At 70.7% G+C, this 20,616-nt stretch carries 17 protein-coding genes; 7 read left to right on the top strand and 10 right to left on the bottom strand.

Annotated elements, in window-relative coordinates:
- Positions 1 to 173 precede the first annotated feature (173 nt).
- From OG607_RS36850 to OG607_RS36840, 3 genes are all read right to left on the bottom strand, one after another.
- Positions 174 to 1,673: an MFS transporter gene (locus OG607_RS36850; RefSeq protein WP_405733039.1), complete on the bottom strand. Its 1,500-nt coding sequence runs from the start codon at positions 1,671 to 1,673 to the stop codon at positions 174 to 176.
- 607 nt (positions 1,674 to 2,280) lie between these two features.
- Positions 2,281 to 3,261 carry an ImpB/MucB/SamB family protein gene (locus tag OG607_RS36845; protein ID WP_405737290.1) on the bottom strand — a complete coding sequence of 327 codons (981 nt, stop codon included), beginning with the start codon at positions 3,259 to 3,261 and terminating at the stop codon, positions 2,281 to 2,283.
- Positions 3,262 to 3,266: 5 nt separating this feature from the next.
- The gene (locus tag OG607_RS36840) at positions 3,267 to 6,722 is read right to left on the bottom strand and encodes a DNA polymerase III subunit alpha (RefSeq protein WP_405733036.1); all 3,456 of its coding nucleotides are present in this window, start codon (positions 6,720 to 6,722) and stop codon (positions 3,267 to 3,269) included.
- Positions 6,723 to 6,986: 264 nt separating this feature from the next.
- Here OG607_RS36840 and OG607_RS36835 point away from each other — a divergent pair, with 264 nt between their 5' ends.
- The 3 genes from OG607_RS36835 (at position 6,987) to OG607_RS36825 (ending at position 10,374) form a co-directional block, all read left to right on the top strand.
- Positions 6,987 to 7,739 (top strand): spermidine synthase, encoded by a 753-nt coding sequence (locus OG607_RS36835; protein WP_405737288.1) that lies wholly within the window; start codon positions 6,987 to 6,989, stop codon positions 7,737 to 7,739.
- Between the two features lie 37 nt (positions 7,740 to 7,776).
- Complete coding sequence (locus OG607_RS36830; protein ID WP_405733033.1) at positions 7,777 to 9,651, top strand: glycoside hydrolase family 15 protein; 1,875 nt, start codon at positions 7,777 to 7,779, stop codon at positions 9,649 to 9,651.
- 324 nt (positions 9,652 to 9,975) lie between these two features.
- Positions 9,976 to 10,374, top strand: a complete 399-nt coding sequence (locus tag OG607_RS36825) for a hypothetical protein (protein WP_405733030.1) — start codon at positions 9,976 to 9,978, stop codon at positions 10,372 to 10,374.
- Here OG607_RS36825 and OG607_RS36820 read toward each other — a convergent pair.
- On the bottom strand, positions 10,287 to 11,465 hold the full coding sequence (locus OG607_RS36820) for an amidase (protein ID WP_405733028.1): 1,179 nt from the start codon (positions 11,463 to 11,465) through the stop codon (positions 10,287 to 10,289). The two genes, OG607_RS36825 and OG607_RS36820, sit on opposite strands and share 88 nt — an antisense overlap.
- 35 nt (positions 11,466 to 11,500) lie before the next feature.
- Here OG607_RS36820 and OG607_RS36815 point away from each other — a divergent pair, with 35 nt between their 5' ends.
- Together OG607_RS36815 and OG607_RS36810 are read left to right on the top strand one after the other, a co-directional pair.
- The gene (locus OG607_RS36815; protein WP_405733025.1) at positions 11,501 to 12,082 is read left to right on the top strand and encodes a 2'-5' RNA ligase family protein; all 582 of its coding nucleotides are present in this window, start codon (positions 11,501 to 11,503) and stop codon (positions 12,080 to 12,082) included.
- A 254-nt stretch (positions 12,083 to 12,336) separates the two neighbouring features.
- Complete coding sequence (locus OG607_RS36810; protein ID WP_405733022.1) at positions 12,337 to 12,876, top strand: ArsR/SmtB family transcription factor; 540 nt, start codon at positions 12,337 to 12,339, stop codon at positions 12,874 to 12,876.
- A 157-nt stretch (positions 12,877 to 13,033) separates the two neighbouring features.
- Here OG607_RS36810 and OG607_RS36805 read toward each other — a convergent pair whose 3' ends face one another.
- On the bottom strand, positions 13,034 to 14,101 hold the full coding sequence (locus OG607_RS36805; RefSeq protein ID WP_405733019.1) for a S1 family peptidase: 1,068 nt from the start codon (positions 14,099 to 14,101) through the stop codon (positions 13,034 to 13,036).
- 197 nt (positions 14,102 to 14,298) lie between these two features.
- Here OG607_RS36805 and OG607_RS36800 point away from each other — a divergent pair, with 197 nt between their 5' ends.
- Together OG607_RS36800 and OG607_RS36795 are read left to right on the top strand one after the other, a co-directional pair.
- Positions 14,299 to 14,829 carry a hypothetical protein gene (locus OG607_RS36800; protein WP_405733016.1) on the top strand — a complete coding sequence of 177 codons (531 nt, stop codon included), beginning with the start codon at positions 14,299 to 14,301 and terminating at the stop codon, positions 14,827 to 14,829.
- An 80-nt stretch (positions 14,830 to 14,909) separates the two neighbouring features.
- Entirely contained in the window at positions 14,910 to 15,284 is a 375-nt protein-coding gene (locus OG607_RS36795; protein WP_405733013.1) for a hypothetical protein, read from the top strand.
- Here OG607_RS36795 and OG607_RS36790 read toward each other — a convergent pair.
- The 5 genes from OG607_RS36790 to OG607_RS36770 form a co-directional block, all read right to left on the bottom strand.
- Complete coding sequence (locus OG607_RS36790; RefSeq protein WP_405733010.1) at positions 15,281 to 16,132, bottom strand: slipin family protein; 852 nt, start codon at positions 16,130 to 16,132, stop codon at positions 15,281 to 15,283. The genes OG607_RS36795 and OG607_RS36790 overlap by 4 nt on opposite strands.
- Positions 16,133 to 16,263: 131 nt before the next feature.
- On the bottom strand, positions 16,264 to 17,226 hold the full coding sequence (locus tag OG607_RS36785) for a helix-turn-helix transcriptional regulator (RefSeq protein WP_405733008.1): 963 nt from the start codon (positions 17,224 to 17,226) through the stop codon (positions 16,264 to 16,266).
- A 90-nt stretch (positions 17,227 to 17,316) separates the two neighbouring features.
- Positions 17,317 to 18,369, bottom strand: coding sequence for a S1 family peptidase (locus tag OG607_RS36780; protein ID WP_405733005.1), 1,053 nt, complete (start codon positions 18,367 to 18,369; stop codon positions 17,317 to 17,319).
- A 208-nt stretch (positions 18,370 to 18,577) separates the two neighbouring features.
- Positions 18,578 to 19,645, bottom strand: coding sequence for a S1 family peptidase (locus OG607_RS36775; RefSeq protein WP_405733003.1), 1,068 nt, complete (start codon positions 19,643 to 19,645; stop codon positions 18,578 to 18,580).
- A gap of 188 nt (positions 19,646 to 19,833) precedes the next feature.
- Complete coding sequence (locus tag OG607_RS36770; protein WP_405733001.1) at positions 19,834 to 20,595, bottom strand: DUF1684 domain-containing protein; 762 nt, start codon at positions 20,593 to 20,595, stop codon at positions 19,834 to 19,836.
- Positions 20,596 to 20,616: the final 21 nt, after the last annotated feature.

Raw genomic sequence — 20,616 nt, 5'->3', positions numbered from 1 at the left:
GTGATGATCAGTTTCCTCAAGACGGAGCGCGCGGGCAGAGGTGGGAGCCATCTCGGAGATGCCCTGCCTTGCATCGCCGATCTGCGCCTGGAGGGCACCAGTCATCGCAGGTAGCAAGGCTTTTCCCACTGTCCACTCGTTGTGATCAAATGCGTTCCTCGGTGGATTCGGACTCAGTGGGCGATCACGGGCTCGCCCTCTGACGGCGCCAGAGCCTTGTTCGGCATCAGGAATGCCGTGAGTACCGCGCCGACCACGAAGATCCCGGCGCCCCACGCCAGGGTGGCCGTGTAGCTCTCGACCCCGGCCTGCGCCACGGTCAGCGCGCCGGGCTTGTGCGAGGACAGGTAGTCGGTCGCGGCCGATGAGGCAACGGTGGTCAGCAGGGCCGTGCTGATCGAGCCACCCACCTGCTGGCTGGTGTTGATCAGCGCCGAGGCGACACCGGCGTCCTCGTGGTGCACGCCTGCGGTCGCCCCCTGGAACGCGGTGGTCATCACCCCACCGATACCGAGACCCAGCAGGATCATGCCCGGCATGATGTTGGCGACGTAGGCGCTGTTCAACGTGAGTTGGGTCAGCAAGGCCATACCGGATGCGGCGACGAGGAAGCCGACGCTGACCACGACCTTCGGACCGACCCTGGGCAGCAGCAGCGAAGGCACCGTGGTCGACGAGGCGACGATGCCCCCGACCATCGGCAGGAAGGCCAGACCGGCCTCGATCGGCGAGTAGCCGATGCTGGCCTCCAGGTAATAGGTCAGGAACAGGAAGATCGAGAACATCCCCATACCCATGACGAACACAGCCAGGAACGAACCGCCTCGGGTCCGGTCCAGCACGACCCGCAGCGGCAGCAGCGGATGCGCGACCCTGAGCTCCAGCCATGCGAAGACCGCGAGCAGAACCACGCCGCTGATCATGGAGCCGAGGGCGACCGGGTCGGTCCAACTGGTGGATTCGACGTGCGCGAACCCGTAGACGATGCCGAACAGTGCGGCGCTCACCACGGCAGTGCCCGGAATATCGAGTTTGGGCCGCTCGGTGACCACGGGCTTGGCCAGCCACAGCAACGCACCGGCCAGCGCGACGCCCGCGAAAACGACGTTCACATACATCACCCAGCGCCACGACGCCCATTCGGTCAGCATGCCGCCGAGCAGCAGTCCGACCGCGGCGCCCGCACCGGACAACGCACTGAAGATGCCGAAAGCCTTCGCCCTTTCGGCCCGCTGGGTGAAGGTCACGCTGAGCAGCGAGAGCGCCGCGGGTGCGAGCAGCGCGGCGAACAGGCCCTGGGCCACACGTGCCGCGACGAGCATGTTGAAACTGGTGGCCGCGCCGCCGACAACGGATGCGCCCGCGAAACCGATCAGGCCGGTCACGAAGGTGGTACGTCGGCCGAACATGTCACCGAGTCGGCCCCCGAGCAGCAGCAGACTGCCGAACGCCAGGGCGTACCCCGTGATGACCCACTGCCGACTGCCGTCGCTGAAACCGAGGTCATGTTGCGCTTCGGGCAGCGCAATGTTCACGACGGTCGCATCGAGCGTGACCATGAGCTGTGCCACGCCCAGCACGACGAGCACCAACCAGCGCACGGCATGTGAGCCGCGGCGGCCCGAGTCTGTTTTCCCGGAGGCAGGCGCCCCACGATCGTAGGTGGTAGTCATGTTTTCCCTTTGCTGCTGGTCATGGGCTGCACACCGGTCGGAAACCGATCTGTTTCCACATAGGAAAACAGATCGGTTTCCATAGCGCAAGCGAACAGGGTGCCTCTGCCTGCGAGCAACCCGACAGCGCCAACGCCCGCGCTGGCCGCCGGTGCCGTCTCGACGCCTGATCGGCTGCTCGACGTCGCCGCGCAGCCGTTCCACCAGCAGAGGCGACCACATCGGCGTCGACATGCTGTGCCGCGCCGCCGGGGTATCGGAGCGGTCGATGTACCAGCTGCGGCAACCAGCAGTTACGTATCTGGGCCGCCGAGCCTCCAATGGAGTCCGCGCTTGCCGGAGGCATCCTTCGCCAGCCGACGACTCGTCAGCTGGCTCATCCGGCTCCGGCTCCGTAGCTACGCGGGTTTTAAATGAGGTATGCGCACAGGGTGGTGGTCTGTTCGATGAGCGCAGGCAGTTCCGCGAATTCGACCCCGAGGGTTTGTTTAGTCAGTAAACATGGCCTATGACCTGCGAAAATAGAGAGCGGCAGACGAGTCGGGCTGTACGCCGGGTTCAGTCCAAAACGCAACAGCATCGAACCTCCCGGCGAGGCGCGCAGCAGTCAGTCGGCCAGAGTCGCTGGGCGTATGGCCCAGGGTCCAAAGCGGCGGCGGGCGCGGTCGGCGGCGGCTTCGGCCACGCGGGCGCGATCGTCGCCCGGATCCATGGAGAGTTGGCGGTAGGCGCTGTCGGCCGGCAGCAGGGCGTCGGCACGGATCACGAAGGCGCGAACTCTCGCCCGCTGCAGCCCAAGGGCGTTCAGCAAACCCAGGGCGGTTGCCGCGAGGGCGGGTGAATGGCTGGTGGGTTCCGACAGCGTGCGCGTACGTGTGGTGGAACTGCTGTCGGCGTACCGCACGGTGAGGGTGAGCCGACTGGTGATCTGGCGTTCGCCGCGCAGGCGTTGGCCTATCTGGTCGGCGAGCCCCAAGACTGCTCGGTGATGCTGTGCCGGGTCGAGACAGTCCCGCTCCAGCGCCAGGTCGGCGACCAGATGCGCCGCAGGTTCCACCGAGGTGACCGGGCGTGGGTCGTGTCCACGGGCGCGCTCGGCCAGCAGCCGGGCGGGACCTGCACCGAGCAGTCGCTGCAGGGTTCCAGCGGGCAGATCGACGACCTGCCCGATGGTGTGCAGGCCGTATCTGCCTAGCGTCTCCGCTGCGGTGCGGCCGATCCCGGGCAGGGCAGTGACCGGCCGCGGATACAACCAGTCGGCCGCTTGACCCATGGGAACCCAGGTGGTGTCTCCCGGTGCAGAGGCGTCGGCGGCCATGGCCGCCAGCATGCGGTTGCCCGCGAGCCCGGCGCTGCTGTCGATGCCGTACAGCGCCTTCAGCCTCATCTTCGCCAACTGGACCACGTTGTAGGGAGACAGATCGAAGTACCGGAGCGCCGATGTCAGGTCCAATTGCACGGCGTTGGGCGGGACGGCCTGGACATGAGGCGTGACACCAGACATCAGTTCGATTACATCGGCGTACTGATCCCCGGTCAGCACGGCATGCAGGTAAAGGTGGGCAATGTGGCGCTGCCGCGTGATCATCCCGTTCATCCCGCGCTCCCGGGGCTGCGGTGGCCGAACTTCTTCAGGTCGGCGGAGCGGGTGCCGGCGGGCTGGAGGTCGGCGTACGGGTGGAGGCGGGCGCCGGTGGTGCCGTTGGCCAAGGTGCGCTGCGGCTGGGCGGGGGTCGGGTGCGGGCGGCTCTCGCCGAGGAGGGCGAGTGCGGCCTCGGGGCCGTTGTCGCGGCGGACGGCAGCGATCTCGTCCAGGTCCCAGGCCATGGAGCCGACGACGGTACGACGGGTGCCGCGCACCTGGACCGTGCCGCGCACCAGCAGCAGCCCGCTGTGGAAGACGGTGTACGCGCAGGCCGGGTGGGAGTCCTCGAAGAAGGCCAGGTCGACCAGGCCGGAGCCGTCCTCCAGCGTCACGAAGATGACCCGCTTGCCGCTGGCGATCGGCGGGGTCTGAGTGGAGGCCCGTACCCCGGCGACCAACACCTGCTGCCCCGCCCGTAGTCCGGTCAGGTGGGCGGCGTCGGTCGCGCCGATCTCGCGCAGGAGGCGGTGGTGGTGCTCCATCAGGTGCCTGGAGACGTCGATGCCGAGGGTGCTCAGCTCAGCGCTCAGAGTTTCGCGTCCGGTCATCTCCGGCAGGCCGCTCGGCTCCGCTCCGCCGACGGCGTTCGCGTCGATGGGCAGTTGGCCCTTGCCGGCGGATCGGGTGCGGGAGGCCCGGTGGAGTTCGGCGATCTGCAGCAGCAGGTCGCGGCGCGTGAGGCGGCCGTCGTGGAGAGGGTTCAGGGCGCCGATTTCGGCGAGGCGTTCGGCGGTGGGTCTGCTGGGGTGGGCTCGCTGCCAGAAGTCGGAGAGGGATCTGTAGGGCTGGCCTTGTTCGATTCGTGCGCACTCGTCCTCGCTGATGCCGTGTACCGCGGAGAGGGCGAGCCGTACGCCCCGCTGCTCTCCGTCGGTCTTCTCCACGGTGTGTTTCACCTGGGAGCGGTTGATGTCGACGGGCAGGATTTGTACGCCGCGCCGACGGGCGTCGGAGACGAGGACGCGCTTGGGCCACATCCCGGGGTCGTGTTCGAGGAGGCCGGCCAGCAGGTATGCCGGGTGGTGTGCCTTGAGCCAGGCGCTCTGGAGGGCGGGTACGGCGAAGGCGACCGCGTGGGCGCGGCAGAAGCCGTACGCGCCGAAGGCCTCGACCGTCTGCCAGACCTCGTCCCGGACGGCCGCGCTGTAGCCACGTCCGCGGGCCAGGCCGTGGAACCAGTCCCTGATCGCGGGCAGCCGGTTCTTGTCGCCGAGCGCCCGCCGGGCGATCTCCGCGAGGGCCAGGTCGCAGCCGGTCATCACATGCAGCGTCTCGATGATCTGCTCGTGCCAGATGGTCACGCCGTAGGTGTCGGCGAGCACCGGCTCCAGGTCCGGGTGGGCGTACGACGGTGTGCCGCCGTGCCGGGCGGCGATGTACCGCTCGGGCATGCCGCCTGCGACCGGTCCGGGACGGAAGAGGCTGATGTCGGCGATGACGTCCTGCGGGTCGCGGGGCTGAAGTCGGGAGAGGAGGTCCTGCTGGCCCGGTGATTCGAGCTGGAACAGGCCCAGGGTCTGGCTCTCCTGGATGAGCTTGAAGGCGAAGACGTCGTCCAGCGGCACCTGCTTCGGGTCGTCGAGGTCGATGTGGTTGCCGGTGGTGCGTTCGATCTCGGCGACGGCATGAGCCATCGAGGACAACATCCGGACGCCCAAGACGTCCAGTTTGATATTGCCCAGCGCCTCGATCTCCCCCTTTGCCGCCATCGCCATGGGGTAGTCGCCCTGTGGCGTGGGCTGCACCGGCAGTCGGTCCAGGAGGGTGGCGTCGCTGATGACCACACCGCAGGGATGCATGGCCATGCCGTGAACCAGCGAGTCGAGGCCTACCGCCAGCTCCCACAGCGGCCCGAACCGGTGTGCCTCGGCCGCCACCTGGCGCAGTTCGGGCAGTTCGGCGAGGGCGCCGGTGATGTCGGAGGCGCGTAGGTGCGGGAAGCTCTTGGCGATCCGGTCGACGTCCGCCGGCGCGATACCCAACGCAAGACCGGTATCCCGCAGAGCCCTGCGCGCTCTGTAGGTCTCGGGCATCGCGGTGACCGCCACCCGCTCCTTGCCGAACCGTTCGAAGATCGCGTCGTAGCACTCCAGTCGGCGGGCGGATTCCACGTCGATGTCGATGTCGGGGAGCGAGGCCCGGCGCACACTGAGGAAGCGTTCGAACAGCAGGTGGTGGTCGAGCGGGTTCGCGGTGGCGATGCCCAGGGCGTGGCAGACCAGCGAGCCGGCGCCGGAACCGCGGGCTGCGACCCGGATGCCTTTGGCCCGGATGTCGGCCACGACCTGGCCGACGGCGAGGAAGTAGGAATCGTAGTCCAGGGCGGAGATCACCTTGAGCTCTTCGGCCAGCCGGTCGAGCGCCTCACGGTCGCGGTCGAGGCCGCGTCGGGCCAGGCCGGCCTCGCACTGCTGGCGCAGCAACTGTGCGGCTCCTCCAGCTCCGGGTTCGGCGCCGAAGAGCGACGGTTCTGGGAAGTGCGGTGTGCCCAGCCCGAGGTCCGCTCGGGGGTCGACGGTGCACGCAGCCGCCGTGGCAGCGGTGTCCGCCATCAGATGACGCACCCGCCGAGCGTCCGTTCCGGCGCAATCGGAGATCATCTGCGCGACGACTGTCATCGCTCGCTCGTCCTTGAGCCAGCGCTGTCCGCTGTCCAGGCGGCGCCGGTCGATGGGCCGCAGCAGTCTCGCGGCGTCCAGGACATCAGCAAGCCGGTGTTGTTCGGGGTCTGCGTAGCGGACGGCGTTGGAGAGCACCGCGATGGTGTGGGTGCGGTCGGCCAGCGCCAGCGTCCGGGCCGCCAGCCCCAGCGACCCCGGCCCGGTGCCGGGCCGGCCGTGCGCGACCGCCTCAAGTCGCACCCCTTCTCCGAATATCTCCCGCCAGGGCATGAGCAGCTTCTCCGCGACGTCCTCCCGGCCGACCGCCAGCGCCCGCGCCGGCTCCGACAGCGGGCCGAGCAGCACGGTCAGGCCGGCCCCGCCGTACTCGCGCAGCGCCTCCCACGGCACCTGGACAGGGGCAGCCTGGCTTGCGGTGCCCACGTGGGCGGCGGAGGTGATCCGGCACAGCCGCGCCCAGCCCTCCTTGTCCCGGGCGAGCAGCACGAACCGCAGCGGCGGCTCCACCACATGGGCTCCGCCCCGAACCGGGGTCCTGCGCCGCTGGGCCGGAGGCGGTGGTGTGAGCGCTTCCACCGCGAGGTCTATCCCGAAGATCGGCCGCACCCCCGACTCCGCGCACGCCTGCGCGAACCGCACGGCTCCGGTGACGGTGTCCCGGTCGGTCAGCGCCAGCGCCTCCATCCCCTGCTCGGCCGCTCGCCGCACAAGGTGTTCGGGGTGCGCGGCGCCGTACCGCTCGGAGTAACCGGACGCGACATGCAGATGCGCGAAGCCCGCCATGTCGCACCTCCATCACTCCATCCCTTTTATCCATTTTGCCCGATATATTCTTCGTACGTTCGTTCGATTACCTTAGCGCGGTTGCTCCAGGTCAGCGACCCGACAGCGTCCCGTTTCGTCATCTCCGGAGCCCTGTAACGGACTTGGGGTTCCATGACGATCACAACCACGGTTCGCCGAGCGGTTTCGCCGAGCGGCATAGGCTGCAGCGTGCCCGGTTCGATGAAGATCGTCGCCGGCACCGGTGACCAGAAAGGCGAACGGATGAGCGCGCGTTTCGAGGAGATCGACTGGCGTCCGACACCGATGGGCGACATCAGTCTGCGGCGTCGCCGGGACCCGGCGTCGGGCGACGATGTGTACGAGGTGAAGCTCGGTGACGAGTTCTTGATGTCCAGCCTCTTCACAGCGGGCGAGATCGCGCTCACCCGGCTCGGCCTGGCGAAACTGCCGGGCACCGAACTGGACGTCGCCGTGGGCGGTCTCGGCCTCGGCTACACCGCTCAGGCGGCGCTGGACGACCCCCGGGTGCGCTCGCTGATCGTCATCGACGCACTCGCCGAGGTGATCGATTGGCATCGGCGCGGGCTGGTGCCGCTGGGCACCCGGCTGGCGTCGGACCCCCGCTGCCGGCTGGTCCAGGGCGACTTCTTCGCGATGGCGGGCGACCCCCATGGCCTGGATCCCCAGACGCCCGGCCGTCGTTTCCACGCCGTCCTGCTGGACGTCGACCACTCGCCCCGTCACGTGCTGCACCCCCGCCACGCGGCGCTCTACCAGCCTGCGGGACTGCGCGCCCTCGCCGAGCATCTCCACCCCGACGGCGTCTTCGCCCTGTGGTCGAACGACCCGCCGGACGAACAGTTCAACGCGGTGCTCGCGGAGGTCTTCGCGGAATCACAAGCCCACGTCGTCGAGTTCGACAACCCGCTGCAGGGGGAAACGGCGGCCAACACCGTCTATGTGGCGAGGAGGCGGCAGGCACTCCAGCAGGCCGGCACTTCGACGACTGGCTAGCCTGGAGATCAGGGGCCGCGGCGCAGGGAGGTCCGAAGTGACCATCGAGGCCAAAGGGACCGCTGGGGCGTTCAGCGGTCTCGGCGGATCCCGCGGCGCCGACACACCCCGCTATCTGCCGGTCGCCGAGCACGGCCTGATCGGCGATCTGCGCAGCGCGGCGCTGGTGGGCACCGACGGCACCATCGACTGGTACTGCTGCCCGCGCTTCGACGCACCCAGCGTCTTCGCCTCGATCCTGGACGCCGACCGGGGCGGGTCCTTCGAGCTGGCCGCGGATGTGCCGACCCGCACGAAGCAGTTCTACTTCCCCGACACCAATGTGCTGATCACCCGCTTCTTCGCGGACGACGGCGTCGGCGAGATCCAGGACTTCATGCCGATCGTCGACGACTCGCGCGAAGCCGACCGGCACCGCCTGATCCGTCGCGTGGTGTGCGTTCGCGGATCGCTGCCGTTCCGCGCCCGGGTATCCCCCCGCTTCGAGTACGGGACGCAGCCGCACACGGTGCACGCGCAGCACCTCCAGGCGGTCTTCGAGTCGCCCTCGCTGTCCCTCGCGCTGACGTCGAGTGTCCCGCTCGAGGTCGACGGCCCGGACGTGTGGTCGCTGTTCAAACTGCACGAGGGCGAGTCCGCCGTCTTCGCCCTGGACCGGATCGGCGGCGACGTGGCCCCCCGTGTCTGCCCGCTGTCCGAGGCGGAGCAGCAGTTCAACGCCACCGTGCGCTTCTGGCGGCGATGGCTGTCCCGGTCGCGCTACCGCGGTCGCTGGCGGGAGATGGTGCACCGCAGCGCCCTCACCCTGAAGCTGCTCACCTACGCCCCGACCGGCGCCATCATCGCCGCGCCGACCACCAGCCTGCCCGAACAGATCGGCGGCGGGCGCAACTGGGACTACCGCTACGTGTGGATCCGCGACGCCGCGTTCTGTGTGTACGCGCTGCTCAGACTGGGGTTCACCGATGAGGCCGAAGCCTTCATGGGCTTCCTTTCCGAGCATGTCCACCTTGACGCGACCCACGACCCCGGCCCCACCGGCCCGCTGCAGATCATGTACGGCATCGACGGGCGCTGCGATCTGCCCGAACGCGAGCTGCCCCACCTCGAGGGCTACCGTGGCTCGGCCCCCGTACGCGTCGGCAACGACGCCGTCAACCAACTGCAACTGGACATCTACGGGGCGCTCGTCGACTCCCTCTACCTCTACGACAAGTGGGGGCAGCCCATCTCCAGCGCGCACTGGGACAGCATCAGCGAGTTGGTGGACTGGGTGTGCGACCACTGGGACCAGCCCGACGAGGGGATCTGGGAGACCCGAGGCGGGCGCCGGAACTTCCTCTACTCGCGACTGATGTGCTGGGTGGCGATCGAACGGGCCATGCGGCTGGCCCAGCATCGCGGGCTGCCCGCCGACGTGGTGCGCTGGGGACGGTCCCGGGACGCGATCTACCGCCGGATCATGCGCCACGGCTGGTCCGCCGAACGCCACGCCTTCGTCCAGCACGAGGACGGCCACGTCCTCGACGCGTCCTTGCTGATGATGCCGCTCGCGAAGTTCATCTCGCCCACCGACCCGAAGTGGCTCGCCACGCTGGACGCACTGGGCGAGGAACTCGTGTCCGACTCGCTGGTCTACCGCTATGACCCGCTGGCCAGCCCCGACGGACTGAGGGGCGAAGAGGGCACGTTCTCGATCTGCTCCTTCTGGTACGTCGAGGCGCTGACCCGCGCCGGCCGCCTGGACGATGCCCGGCTCGCGTTCGAGAAGATGCTCACGTACGCCAACCACCTCGGCCTGTACGCCGAGGAGATCGGCCACACCGGGGAGCAGCGCGGGAACTTCCCACAGGCCTTCACCCACCTGGCCCTGATCAGCGCGGCTTTCAATCTCGACCGCGCGCTCGGCTAGGGCCTGAACCTATCCCTTGCGCGGTGCCGTCGGTCGGGGTTGCTGGTTCCGTCCTCAAACGCCGGACGGGCTGGTGTGGCGTGGGGTCGGTGCCACCACCGGGGATCTCTCCTCGGCGCTCGCGACTCGGGCACCTTGCTTGTCCGTGCCCGGGATCCTCGCTCGTCGCGCTGCGGGAGAACCCCGGCGTGTCCCCTCCCGGCCGGACGGCAACTTCAGCCCGTCCGGTGATTGAGGACACGCCCGCAGGGCGTCCGGGGGTCCGGGGGCTTGCCCCCGGCGGGTCCGGGCGGAGCCCGCCACGCGGCGCCAGCCGCTGATCGGATGCAGCGGGAAGGGGCGGGGTGGGGAACACCCACGGACCGTCGGCCGGAGGCCGGCGCAGCGGTCCGAAGCCAGCGAAGCGCCCGCGAGGACCGCACGAGGAAAAGGGGCCATGTCGCCCCCGGCGACTGGGGCACCGGCGTGGGCGCGAGCCTGCACGCGGCGTACGTGCGGGCGCTGTGCGCCGCCGGGCTCCGGCACGGCACGCTGTACGCCTGGGAGCGCAACGCCCGGGCAAGGGCGTTCTACGCCCGGCACGGCTGGCGCCCCGACGGCCGCCGGAGGCGGGGGCCGGGGCCGGGCGGGGCGAACTACATCGGGCTCAGGCTGAGCCTGGAGCTCAGGGACGCCGCCCAGGCCAGCAGCAGCTCGTCCGCGCAGGGGCGGGCGACGAGCTGAAGGCCGAGCGGCAGCCCGTTCGCGGCGCGGCCCGCGGGGAGGCTGAGCGAGGGGAGGCCGGCGTAGCTCCAGGGGAGGCACATGATGCCGTCGCCGGTGGTGTGGAGGCCGAGGGGGGCGGGGCCGGTGGCGGAGGGGGCGAGCCAGAGGTCGATGGCGTGGCGGGCGGCCATGGCGTCCAGGAGACGGTCGCGGAGCAGCTCGCGCTCGCGGGAGGCGCGTACGTGGTCGCAGTGGTCGAATACCAGGCCCTGGCGGACCGTGGCGGCGGTCTGCTCGCGGTAGAGGTGGCCGTAGCGGGGGAACCAGGCGGCGTGGCTGCGGGCGGCCTCGTAGCGGTTCAGGACGAAGAGCTGCCGGGCGACGGCGTCGAAGTCGGCCAGGGCGGGCACCTCGCGCATCGCGAATCCGGCCGAGCGCAGCCGCTGGACCTGGTCGTGGAAGGCGTCCAGGGCCTCGGCCCCGGCGCGCTCCAGGTAGGGGCCGACGGGGATGCCGAGCACGGGCGGCGGCGGTTGGACGGCCACGGGCCGCCAGTCGTCGCACAGGACGGCGGCGGCCCGGGCGACGCCCGCCGTGTCGGGCGCGAAGAGGCCCACTGTGTCGAGGCTCGGGGCGTTGGGGATGACCCCGTCGGCCGGGATGCGGCCGTACGTGGGCTTGAAGCCGACGATGCCGCAGTAGGCGGCCGGGCGGATCACCGAGCCGACCGTCTGGGTGCCGACGGCCAGCGGGACCAGGCCGGCCGCGACGGCCGCCGCCGAGCCGCTGCTCGAACCGCCGGGGGTGTGGGCGGGGTTGCGCGGGTTGCGGGTGGGACCGGGCGCGGTCATGGCGAACTCGGCGGTCACCGTCTTGCCCGCCACCAGCGCCCCGGCCGCCCGCAGCCGGTCCACGACCGTGGCCTGCGGACCCGCCAGCGCCTCGGGCGGCAGGGCCGAGCCCGCCCGGGTCGGCAGCCCGTCGACGTGGATGATGTCCTTGACGCCGACCGGGACTCCGTACAACGGCCCGCCAGGCGGAGCCGCGGCCGCCTCGGCGGCGAGCCGCGCCGCCCGGCCTGGCTCGGGCACGAACGCGTCATATTCCATGGCCGATCACCCTACGGCTCGGGCACCATGCCCCCATGACCGACAAAGACCCGCAGCCGCGGCGCCGGGCGGGCGAGACCGCGCTCCTCGCCACCATCCCGGAGGCCGAGCCGCTGGTCGGCGCGCTGCGCCGGCGCTATGACGCCGCGGCCGGCGCCGGGGTGCCGGCGCATGTGACCGTGCTGTACCCCTTTCTCGACGTGAGCCGGATCGACGCCGGGGTCATCGGCGCGCTGGCCGGTCTCCTCGCCCGGCACGAGCCGTTCGAGGTCGAGTTCGCCCGATGCGGGCGCTTCCCCGACGTACTCTTTCTCGCGCCGGAGCCGGCCGCCCCCTTTGTGGCGCTCACCGAAGCGGTGGCCGGCCGGTGGCCGGAGGCGCCGCCGTACGCGGGGAAGTTCGATGGCTCCGACCCGCACCTCACCGTCGCGTACGACCGCGAGCCCGTGTCGTTCGCGCCCGGGACGTACGACGCGGTCGAGGCGGAGCTGCGGCCCGGGCTGCCGGTCCGCGCGCGGGTCGCGTCGGTGGGCCTGTTCGTGTGCGACGAGACGGAACGCTGGCACCAGCGGCAGGTCTTCCCCCTGGGCGGCGGCGCGGGTACGCCAGGGTCATAACCGCCCGCGTCGTGCGAAAGTGGCGAGGCTGTTCGCCCCGGTGAGGGAATTCACCCGGATGCCGGTCACGCGCGGCATCGCGGAACTGCCGAATCCGCTGATGAGGACCCCTGTGGGACACCCGGCGGCGGGGCGGTCGCGCGGCACCCGCACCGTCCCCCACTGCACAGCCGTCCCCCTCGTCACGGGCCTGAGGCCCAAGCGATTGCTAGGGGGTTGCGGAGGCAAGGGTCCGACACGATTTACTACGCGGCATGACGGCGACCGACCCCACGCTCAGAGCCCTCGCTCACCCCGTACGGCTGCGGATGATGAACCTCACCTGGACCGGCCCCCAGTCCGCCGCCGAGCTCGCCCGCGAGCTCGGCATCTCGCACGCCCTGGCCAGCCAGCACCTGCGTCGGCTCGCCTCCGTCGGGCTGGTGGAACTGGCCGAGGTGCGCCCCAACCGGGGCGGCCAGGAACGCCGCTACCGGGCGGTGCACGGCAGCCAGCTGCCCGATCAGCGGCAGGACGCCGCGCCGATGCTGGCGGAGGTGCTCGCGTTCAACGTCCGTGAACGCGCCACCCGCCGCGCGCCCGGCCAGGGCGTCACCGCCGACGCCGAGCTGTGGGTGTTCCCGGACGCCTGGGACGACTTCCGGCACCGGCTCGCCGCGCTCCTGGTCGGCCTGCACGAGGCGGCGCAGGCGCCGCGCACGACGGCCACGGTGCATGTGGGTGCCACCGTGATGGCGTTCCCGCTGCGGGACCGCCCAACCCGGGCAACCGAAAGCCCCGGCCGCCGCCGTTGACGGCCGACGCCCGCCCGGGATACGCGGCCGACGTAGGCGAGTGAGCCAAAGCGGAGCGGCCGCTGTCGAAAGGGAGACGCGCGCAGGGAGCGAGGCACGAGCGACCGAGCACGTCGACCGTCGACAGTGGCTGAGCGAAGCGGCGGCGAACTCGCCTCTAAGAAATAGCAGCCCCGGTGGCCGTCAGCGCGGTGGTCACCGGCTGGAAGAAGGTCTCGCCGCCCGCCGTGCAGTCGCCGCTGCCGCCCGAGGTGAGGCCGATCGCGCTGCCGTCCTCCGTGAAGAGGGGACCGCCGCTGTCGCCGGGTTCGGCGCAGACGTCGGTCTGGATGAGGCCGGTGACCGAGCCCTCCTCGTAATTGACGGTGGCGTCCAGGCCGGTGACGGTGCCGTCGTGGAGCCCGGTGGTGCTGCCCATCCGGAACACCTGCAGGCCGACCGTCGCGTCGTCGGCCTGGACGATGGGGACCGAGCCTCCGTCGCCGACGCCGACCTCGCTGGGCGCGTCGGTGTCCGGGTCGTCGTACTTCACGAGTGCGAAGTCGCCGTCCCCGGGGAATGTCGCCTGGTCGACGGTGGCGATCGGGTCGCCGTCCTCCGTGTCGGACCACTCCTTGAAGGCGACCCCGCAGTGCCCTGCCGTCAGGAAGGCGGGCGAGCCGTCCGAGGCGGTGACGTTGAAGCCGAGCGAGCAGCGCGCGCCGCTGCTGAAGATGGCGTCGCCGCCTGCGACGAAGGGCTTGAACTCCCCCGCCGTCTTCCGGATCCGGGCCACGCCGTCGCCCAGCGACTTCACGGTGGCCTCAAGGGTTGCCATGTCGTCGGCGGCGACCGTGCTGTCCGCGGTGACCAGGATCTCGTTCGTCTTGGGGTCCACCGCCCAGGCGGTACCGGGGATGGTGGCCTGGGCCTTCAGCGTCCTGGCCGCGGTGGTCAGTTCGGCGGTGCTGTTCTCGACGGCGCGCGCCACGGCGCCGGCCTTCCTGACCTGCACGATGACGTTGTTGTCGTCGCCCTTCACCACGTTGACGATGATCTGGCCGGCCTGGGCGTCGTAGTACGCCCCGGCGATGGCCGAGCCGAATTGCGACGTGAGGTCGTTCACCAGGTCCTGGGCGGCGTCCGCGGACATCGTCCTCGGGCCGGTGTCGGTCGTCGAGGCCATCGCGTTCGGCAGTACGACGGCCGCCGTCACGAGGGCGGCGGCACCGCCTAAGGCCAGCACCGTTTTTCGTTTCGGTATTCGCCGGTGGCTCAACTCGGTACCTCCTGTGGGGCGAAGGAAGTCGTGTGCACGCCAATCAAGTGGCGCCGAGTATTCCCACCCCCGGGTGACAACTGCAAGGCCCCGTTCCGCTCTTGGTACCGAGCGCGTACAATTCGCTGGCTTCGCAAAGGCGGGCTGTGATGGACTGCCGCGCGATGACAGACCCCACACTCTCCGAAGAGGCGCTGACCTACCGCGCCGCGTACGAAGACCAGCTCCGCACCCGCGTGGTCCCCGGCGCCGCCGGATACCGGGCCGTCGAGCGCGTCGGCCCCATCGTCCGCAAGACCCGCCTGACCGGCCCCGGCTTCATCGGCTACCGCGATCTGGGCGGCTTGGACGGCGCCGAGCTCGACGACTTCATCGCCACCCAGCGCGACCACTTCACCGCCCTCGGCCAGTCCGTCGAGTGGAAGCACCACGGCCACGACCGCCCCGCCGACCTCCAGCAGCGGCTCGCCGCGGCGGGCTTCGTGCCCGACGAGCGCGAGACGGTGCTGGTCGGGCCCGTCGAGCCGCCAGGGCCTGTCCGGCGGATCTCCGTGGCGTCGCGCGCCCTGGCACCAGCGCTCGCGGCGTTGCCGAAACGCCCACAGGAAACCACCCTGTGGGCGCTCCGGCGCCTTGCGATCACAGGCACCAGACCCCGCTCCTTCTCCCACGGAGATCCGCCGGACAGACCCTAGCCGCGTCGGCCTCCGCCCTGCCGGAGGGCGTACGGCTGCGCGAGATCAGCTCCCGCGAGGATCTCGAACGGGTAGCGGCGATGGAGGAGGCGGTCTGGGGCAGCGACCACGGCTGGCTCCCCGAAGTGCTCGAACGGGAGCTGGCCGGCCCCGGCGATCCCTGCGTGGTCGTCGCCGTGGAGGCGCCGGACGGCGAGGTGGTCTGCGCCTCCTGGGTACGCTTCCACGACGGCACCGACTTCGCGTCCCTGTGGGGCGGATCCACCCTCGCCCCCTGGCGCGGCCTCGGTATCTACCGCGCCACCGTCGCCCACCGTGCCCGCCTGGCCGCCGCGCGCGGCCACCGCTACCTCCAGGTCGACGCGACCGACGAGAGCCGGCCGATCCTCACCCGCCTCGGGCTGGTCGCCGTCGCGACGACGACTCCTTACGTGTGGCGCCCGGGCAGGGCCTAGTCCTCCAGCTCGGGCCGGTCGGCCTCCGGCTCGAGCTCAGGCGGCTCCGCAGGCGGCACGGCACGCGGCGCCGTCGCGGCAGGCGGCGCCGGCGGGCCCGGGTGGGCGCGTTCGAGGAAGCGGAGGAGCTCGACGGGGAAGGGAAGGACGAGCGTGGAGTTCTTCTCGGCGGCGACGGCGACGACCGTCTGGAGAAGACGCAGCTGAAGCGCGGCCGGCTGTTCGGACATCACGCCCGCCGCCTCGGCGAGCTTCTTCGAGGCCTGCAGCTCGGCGTCGGCGTTGATGACCCGGGCCCGCCGCTCGCGGTCGGCCTCGGCCTGCCGGGCCATGGACCGCTTCATGGTCTCGGGCAGGGACACGTCCTTGATCTCGACGCGGTCGATCTGCACGCCCCACCCGATGGCCGGGCTGTCGATCATGAGCTCAAGCCCCTGGTTGAGCTTCTCGCGGTTGGACAGCAGGTCGTCCAGGTCGCTCTTGCCGATGATCGAGCGCAGCGAGGTCTGGGCCATCTGCGAGACGGCGAAGCGGTAGTCCTCGACGTTGATGATCGCGTCGGCCGCGTTGACGACCTTGAAGTAGACGACCGCGTCGACCTTGACCGTGACGTTGTCCCGGGTGATGCCGTCCTGGCCGGGCACCGGCATCGTCACGATCTGCAGATTGACCTTACGGAGCCGGTCGACACCCGGGACGATCATGGTGAACCCGGGCCCCCGGACACCCTCTCGCAGTTTGCCGAGCCGGAAGATCACACCGCGCTCGAACTGCTGTACGACCCGGGCGCCGAGCATCCCGTACACGGCGCAGGCCGCCAGCCCGGCTGCCACCAACTCCACGACCATCACGGCCCCCTGCCGGCCGCGCCGCGCGCGGCATCGCAAGCCAGGTGCCCCCGGGGGAGCCCCACGGGGGCGGTGATTCCACGGTACCTCCGGGGACCGGGACCGGACAGGCCCGCGCGTGCCCGCGCACGCTACCGGGGCCCCGGGCCCACCGCCCTGGCCAGCCGGTCGGCCACCACCCCCAGATAGCCGATCAGCTCGGGCGGCTCCTGGACCTCGAAGTCGACGCCCATCATCCCGATGTAGACCGAGAGGGCGTCCAGCGACTCCGCGCCGGTACGCAGCACGCACGTCCCCGCGTCGACCGCCTCGACGGTCGCGAAACCGGAGGAGGTGTACCGGGCGACCGTCTCGGCGGGGGCGTGCAGCGTGACCACCGCCTGATAGCGGTACGCACGCGAGGTGACCCCCCGCGCGACGTACGCGGCGGCCTCCATCGGCGGCTCACGGGGCGTGAAGCGGGGCCCGGTCGGGGACTTGGGGTCCATGCGATCGACGCGGAAGGAGCGCCAGTCGGCGCGGTCGGTGTCCCAGGCCAGCAGATACCAGCGCCGGGCGTGGTGCACCAGCCGGAACGGCTCGACCGTGCGGCGGCTCGAAGTGCCGCCGTGGTCGAGGTAGTCGAAGCGCAGCCGCTCGCGGTCCCGGCAGGCTCCGCCGATGACGGTGAGCACGTCCTGGCCGACCGCCGCCGGCGCCCTGTTGCCCGACACCGCCACCGCCTGCATCGCCTGCACCCGGTGGCGCAGCCGCGACGGCAGCACCTGCTCCAGCTTCGCCAGCGCCCGCAGCGAGGTCTCCTCGATGCCCGCCACACTGCCGTCGGTGCCGGTCCGCAGGCACAGCGCGACCGCGATCGCCTCCTCGTCGTCCAGCAGCAGCGGCGGCAACGCCGCCCCGGCCCCCAGCCGGTACCCGCCCGCCGTACCGGGCGCGGCGTGCACGGGGTAGCCGAGTGCCCGCAGCCGCTCCACGTCACGCCGCACGGTCCGGGTGGTCACGTCGAGCTTCCCGGCGAGCTCCGGGCCCGTCCAGTCGCGGCGGGACTGGAGGAGGGAGAGCAGCCGCAGCAGTCGGGCGGAGGTTTCCAGCATGAGGCCAAGTCTGTCAGCGCGGGGAAAGCCGGTGGGGGCCCTGGGCGTTCGCCCCGGACCCCCACCGCCCGCCGCTGAAGGACAGAGCCCTTAGAAGACGCTCACGCCGTAGTTGCTGAGAGCCTCCGTGACGGTCTGGAAGTACGTCGTGCCACCCGAGGTGCAGTCGCCGCTGCCGCCCGAGGTCAGACCCAGCGCGATACCGCCCGAGGTGTAGAGCGGGCCACCGGAGTCGCCGCCCTCGGCGCAGACATTGGTCTTGATCGTCTGGTAGACGATGTCACCGCTGCCGTAGTTGACGGTGGCGTTGGTGCCGGTGACCGAGCCGGAGTGGATGCCCGTGGTGGAGCCGCTGCGCAGCACCGACTCGCCGACGTAGGCGGTGCCGGAGCTGGTGATGTCCGTGTTGCCGGCCGTGCCGCCCTTGGCGATCGAGGTGTTGGTGTACTTCACCAGCGCGTAGTCGTTGGTCGGGAAGCTGTACGAGACGTTCGTGCCGAGCGTCGTCGTGTGGCCGGAGTTGGAGTACCAGGTCGAGGCGACCTCGCCGCAGTGACCGGCCGTCAGGAAGTAGTACGTGCTGCCGCTGACGACGTTGAAGCCCAGCGAGCAGCGGTACGCGCCGCCGTAGATGGCCGCGCCGCCACCGATCAGCCGCTTGAAGGTGCTCGCGGTCCGCTCGATGCGCACCGCGCTGCCGTAGGAGGCGGTGGCGGCCTTGAGCTTGGCCAGTTCGGCCTTGGTGACGCTGCTGTCGGCGGTGACCACCAGCTTGTTGGACTTGGGGTCGACCACCCAGGAGGTGCCGCCGATGTTCGTGGCCAGGGTGGCTTTGTCGGCCTTGCTCAGGAAGGCCGAGCTGTACTTGACGACCTTCGGGACGGCGCCGGAGGCACGTACGGCCGCGGCGTCGGAGGCCTTGGTGATGTTGACGACAAAGCTCTTGCCGTCGTAGTACGAACCGGCGGTCGAGCCGGTGCCGAGCGTCTTGGCGACGTTCTCGGCCGCCAGAGCGCGGGTCTTGACCGTCGGGGCCGTGGGGGTGGCCTGGGCGGTGGGGGCGATGAGCGCGCCGGCGGCCAGCAGGCCGGTGGCGGTGACGGCGATGAGCCGTGCTCGTCTCGCAGTGCGTGTGATCCTCACTTGTTTCCTCCTGTGGGGGGTGGAGAGGTCCCATGGGTGCGGGCCGTGAGGCGCAGGCAGGGAACAGCAGCCCTATAGGACATGTCCCTGACAAGCACTTGGGCGAGTATTTACGAGCGCCCCACTTCCCCACAAGGGGGCGCCGTGCCCGACCGGCTGATTACGGCCAATCGGACACAGCCCCTTCACAACTCGCCCGTACGTACGCCTAGTACACGCTCACGCCGTAGTGGTTGAGCGCTTCCACGACCGGCTGGAAGAAGGTCGTACCACCGGAGACGCAGTTGCCGCTGCCGCCGGAGGTGAGCCCCAGGGCCAGGCCGCTCGACGTGTAGAGCGGGCCGCCGGAGTCGCCGCCCTCCGCGCAGACGTTGGTGCGGATCATCTGGCGGACGATGTCGCCGCCGCCGTAGTTGACCGTGTAGTTGAGGCCGGTGACCGAACCGGAGTGGATACCGGTGGTGGAGCCGGAGCGCAGCACGGACTCGCCCACATACGCACTGGCCGAGCCGGTGATGTCGGTGTTGCCGGCCCCGCCGGTCCTGGCGATCGTGGTATTGGTGTAGCGCACCAGCGCGTAGTCGTTGGTCGGGAAGCTGTACGAGACATTGGTGCCGAGCGTCGTCGTGTGGCCGGAGTTGGAGTACCAGGTCGAGGCGACCTCACCGCAGTGACCGGCCGTCAGGAAGTAGTACGTGCTGCCACTTGCCACGTTGAATCCCAGCGAGCAGCGGTACGCACCGCCGTAGATGGCGGACCCGCCGGTTATCAGCCTGCTGAACTTCCCGGCGACCCTCGTCACGCTCACCGCGCCGCCGTAGGAGGCGGTGGCGGACCTGAGCGCGGCCAGCCCGGCGCGCGGGACGGTGCTGTCCGCGCTGATCTCAAGCCTGTTCGTCCTCGGGTTGACGCCCCACGCGGTGCCCGCGATGTCGGCGGCCCCGGCGGCGATGCCCGCCCTGGTGAGCTGCGCCGAGCTGTAGGCGACGAGCCTGGGCACGGCGCCCGCGTCGCGTACGGCCCGCGCGGCCGCGGCGGTGGTGACGTTGACGACGGTGACCCCGGCCGCGGCGTCGTAGTACGAGCCGGCCGTGACCGCGGACCCGAGGGACCTGGCGACCGTGGCGGCGGCCACCGGCGAGGCCTTGGCAGAGGGGGCCGCCCGGGCGGCGGCGGGCAGGGTGAGTGCGGTGGCGGCCAGCAGGGCGGATGCCAGGGCGATCAGCCTGGCGCGTCTCGCGACACCGCTTCGGGGGGTCGTGTGCTTGAGTCTCACTCGTTCCTCCTAGGGAGCGCTGGGGCGGAGTATTCAGACCGGCACACAAGGTCACAAGAGCGGCTTTCGGCCACGTAGCGGTGCGTAGTCGTGTGTAGTTGTGCGTAGTTGTGCGTAGCCATCGAAAAGGCGGCACCCCCAGTGAATCGGAATCCCGGGGGTGCCGCCTGGTGACCGGCCCGTCGGCCTCAGCCGGTACGGACCTGCCGCTCCCCCGCCTCGACCGCGAACGGCAGGGTGTTGCCCGGCGGCGGGAACGGGCAGATGAAGCCGTCCGAGAAAGCGCAGGGCGGCAGCAGGGCCCGGTTGAGGTCCAGCACCACCGAGCCGTCGGCGGCGGGCGCCGGCGGCCGGATGAAGCGGAAGCGGTAACTGCTCGCCCCGCTGGTCGCGTCGGCGATCACCCCCCACAGGTCGCCGTCCGGTTCGACGGCGACGGTCAGTGCGTGCTCGCTCCCGTCCACCGTGAAGGACAGCTCGCCACCGACGCCCAGCCCGCGCCGCACCCCGTCCGCGTTGGGCACCTGGACGACCCGGTCCTCGTCGTACGGGCGGAAGAGCGCCGGCAGCACCCACCGCTCGTCGTACTCGAATACCTCGATCCCGGCGAAGGCCTGGCGGGTGGGCGCGGCCGGATCCCAGATGCGCACCGCCCACAGGCCCTCGCGCCGGATCGCCACCAGCCTGCGGTCGTCCCCGGGGGTCACCGGCTCGTACGTGTCCTGCGGCCGCAGGGTCAGGCGGTCGCCCGCGTCCGTGGTCAGCAGGACCGTCTCGCCGTCCGGCGACTCCGTCCAGTGGCCCGGCACGCCCTCGATGCGCCCGTCCACCGCGTCCACCAGCCAGTACGTCCCGGTCAGCGACAGCGGCCCGTACGGCGCCGAGACGGCCTCGGCGCGCTGCTCGCGCCAGGCCTTCCACTCAATGCTTTCGGTGCTCATGGTGCTCATGGTCTTCAAGACTTCCATGCG

Origin of the sequence: Streptomyces sp. NBC_01537 (genome assembly GCF_045040445.1) — a bacterium.
GTDB lineage: Bacteria > Actinomycetota > Actinomycetes > Streptomycetales > Streptomycetaceae > Actinacidiphila.
This window is presented reverse-complemented; position numbering and strand designations above follow the sequence as displayed.

What these genes read in the sequence shown, in the direction of transcription:
- OG607_RS36850 (WP_405733039.1), bottom strand. Translation starts at nt 1,673, where the DNA reads ATGACTACCACCTACGATCGTGGGGCGCCTGCCTCCGGGAAAACAGAC.
- OG607_RS36845 (WP_405737290.1), bottom strand. Translation starts at nt 3,261, where the DNA reads ATGATCACGCGGCAGCGCCACATTGCCCACCTTTACCTGCATGCCGTG.
- OG607_RS36840 (WP_405733036.1), bottom strand. Translation starts at nt 6,722, where the DNA reads ATGGCGGGCTTCGCGCATCTGCATGTCGCGTCCGGTTACTCCGAGCGG.
- OG607_RS36835 (WP_405737288.1), top strand. Translation starts at nt 6,987, where the DNA reads ATGAGCGCGCGTTTCGAGGAGATCGACTGGCGTCCGACACCGATGGGC.
- OG607_RS36825 (WP_405733030.1), top strand. Translation starts at nt 9,976, where the DNA reads ATGCAGCGGGAAGGGGCGGGGTGGGGAACACCCACGGACCGTCGGCCG.
- OG607_RS36820 (WP_405733028.1), bottom strand. Translation starts at nt 11,465, where the DNA reads ATGGAATATGACGCGTTCGTGCCCGAGCCAGGCCGGGCGGCGCGGCTC.
- OG607_RS36815 (WP_405733025.1), top strand. Translation starts at nt 11,501, where the DNA reads ATGACCGACAAAGACCCGCAGCCGCGGCGCCGGGCGGGCGAGACCGCG.
- OG607_RS36810 (WP_405733022.1), top strand. Translation starts at nt 12,337, where the DNA reads ATGACGGCGACCGACCCCACGCTCAGAGCCCTCGCTCACCCCGTACGG.
- OG607_RS36800 (WP_405733016.1), top strand. Translation starts at nt 14,299, where the DNA reads ATGACAGACCCCACACTCTCCGAAGAGGCGCTGACCTACCGCGCCGCG.
- OG607_RS36795 (WP_405733013.1), top strand. Translation starts at nt 14,910, where the DNA reads ATGGAGGAGGCGGTCTGGGGCAGCGACCACGGCTGGCTCCCCGAAGTG.
- OG607_RS36790 (WP_405733010.1), bottom strand. Translation starts at nt 16,132, where the DNA reads ATGGTCGTGGAGTTGGTGGCAGCCGGGCTGGCGGCCTGCGCCGTGTAC.
- OG607_RS36785 (WP_405733008.1), bottom strand. Translation starts at nt 17,226, where the DNA reads ATGCTGGAAACCTCCGCCCGACTGCTGCGGCTGCTCTCCCTCCTCCAG.
- OG607_RS36770 (WP_405733001.1), bottom strand. Translation starts at nt 20,595, where the DNA reads ATGAGCACCATGAGCACCGAAAGCATTGAGTGGAAGGCCTGGCGCGAG.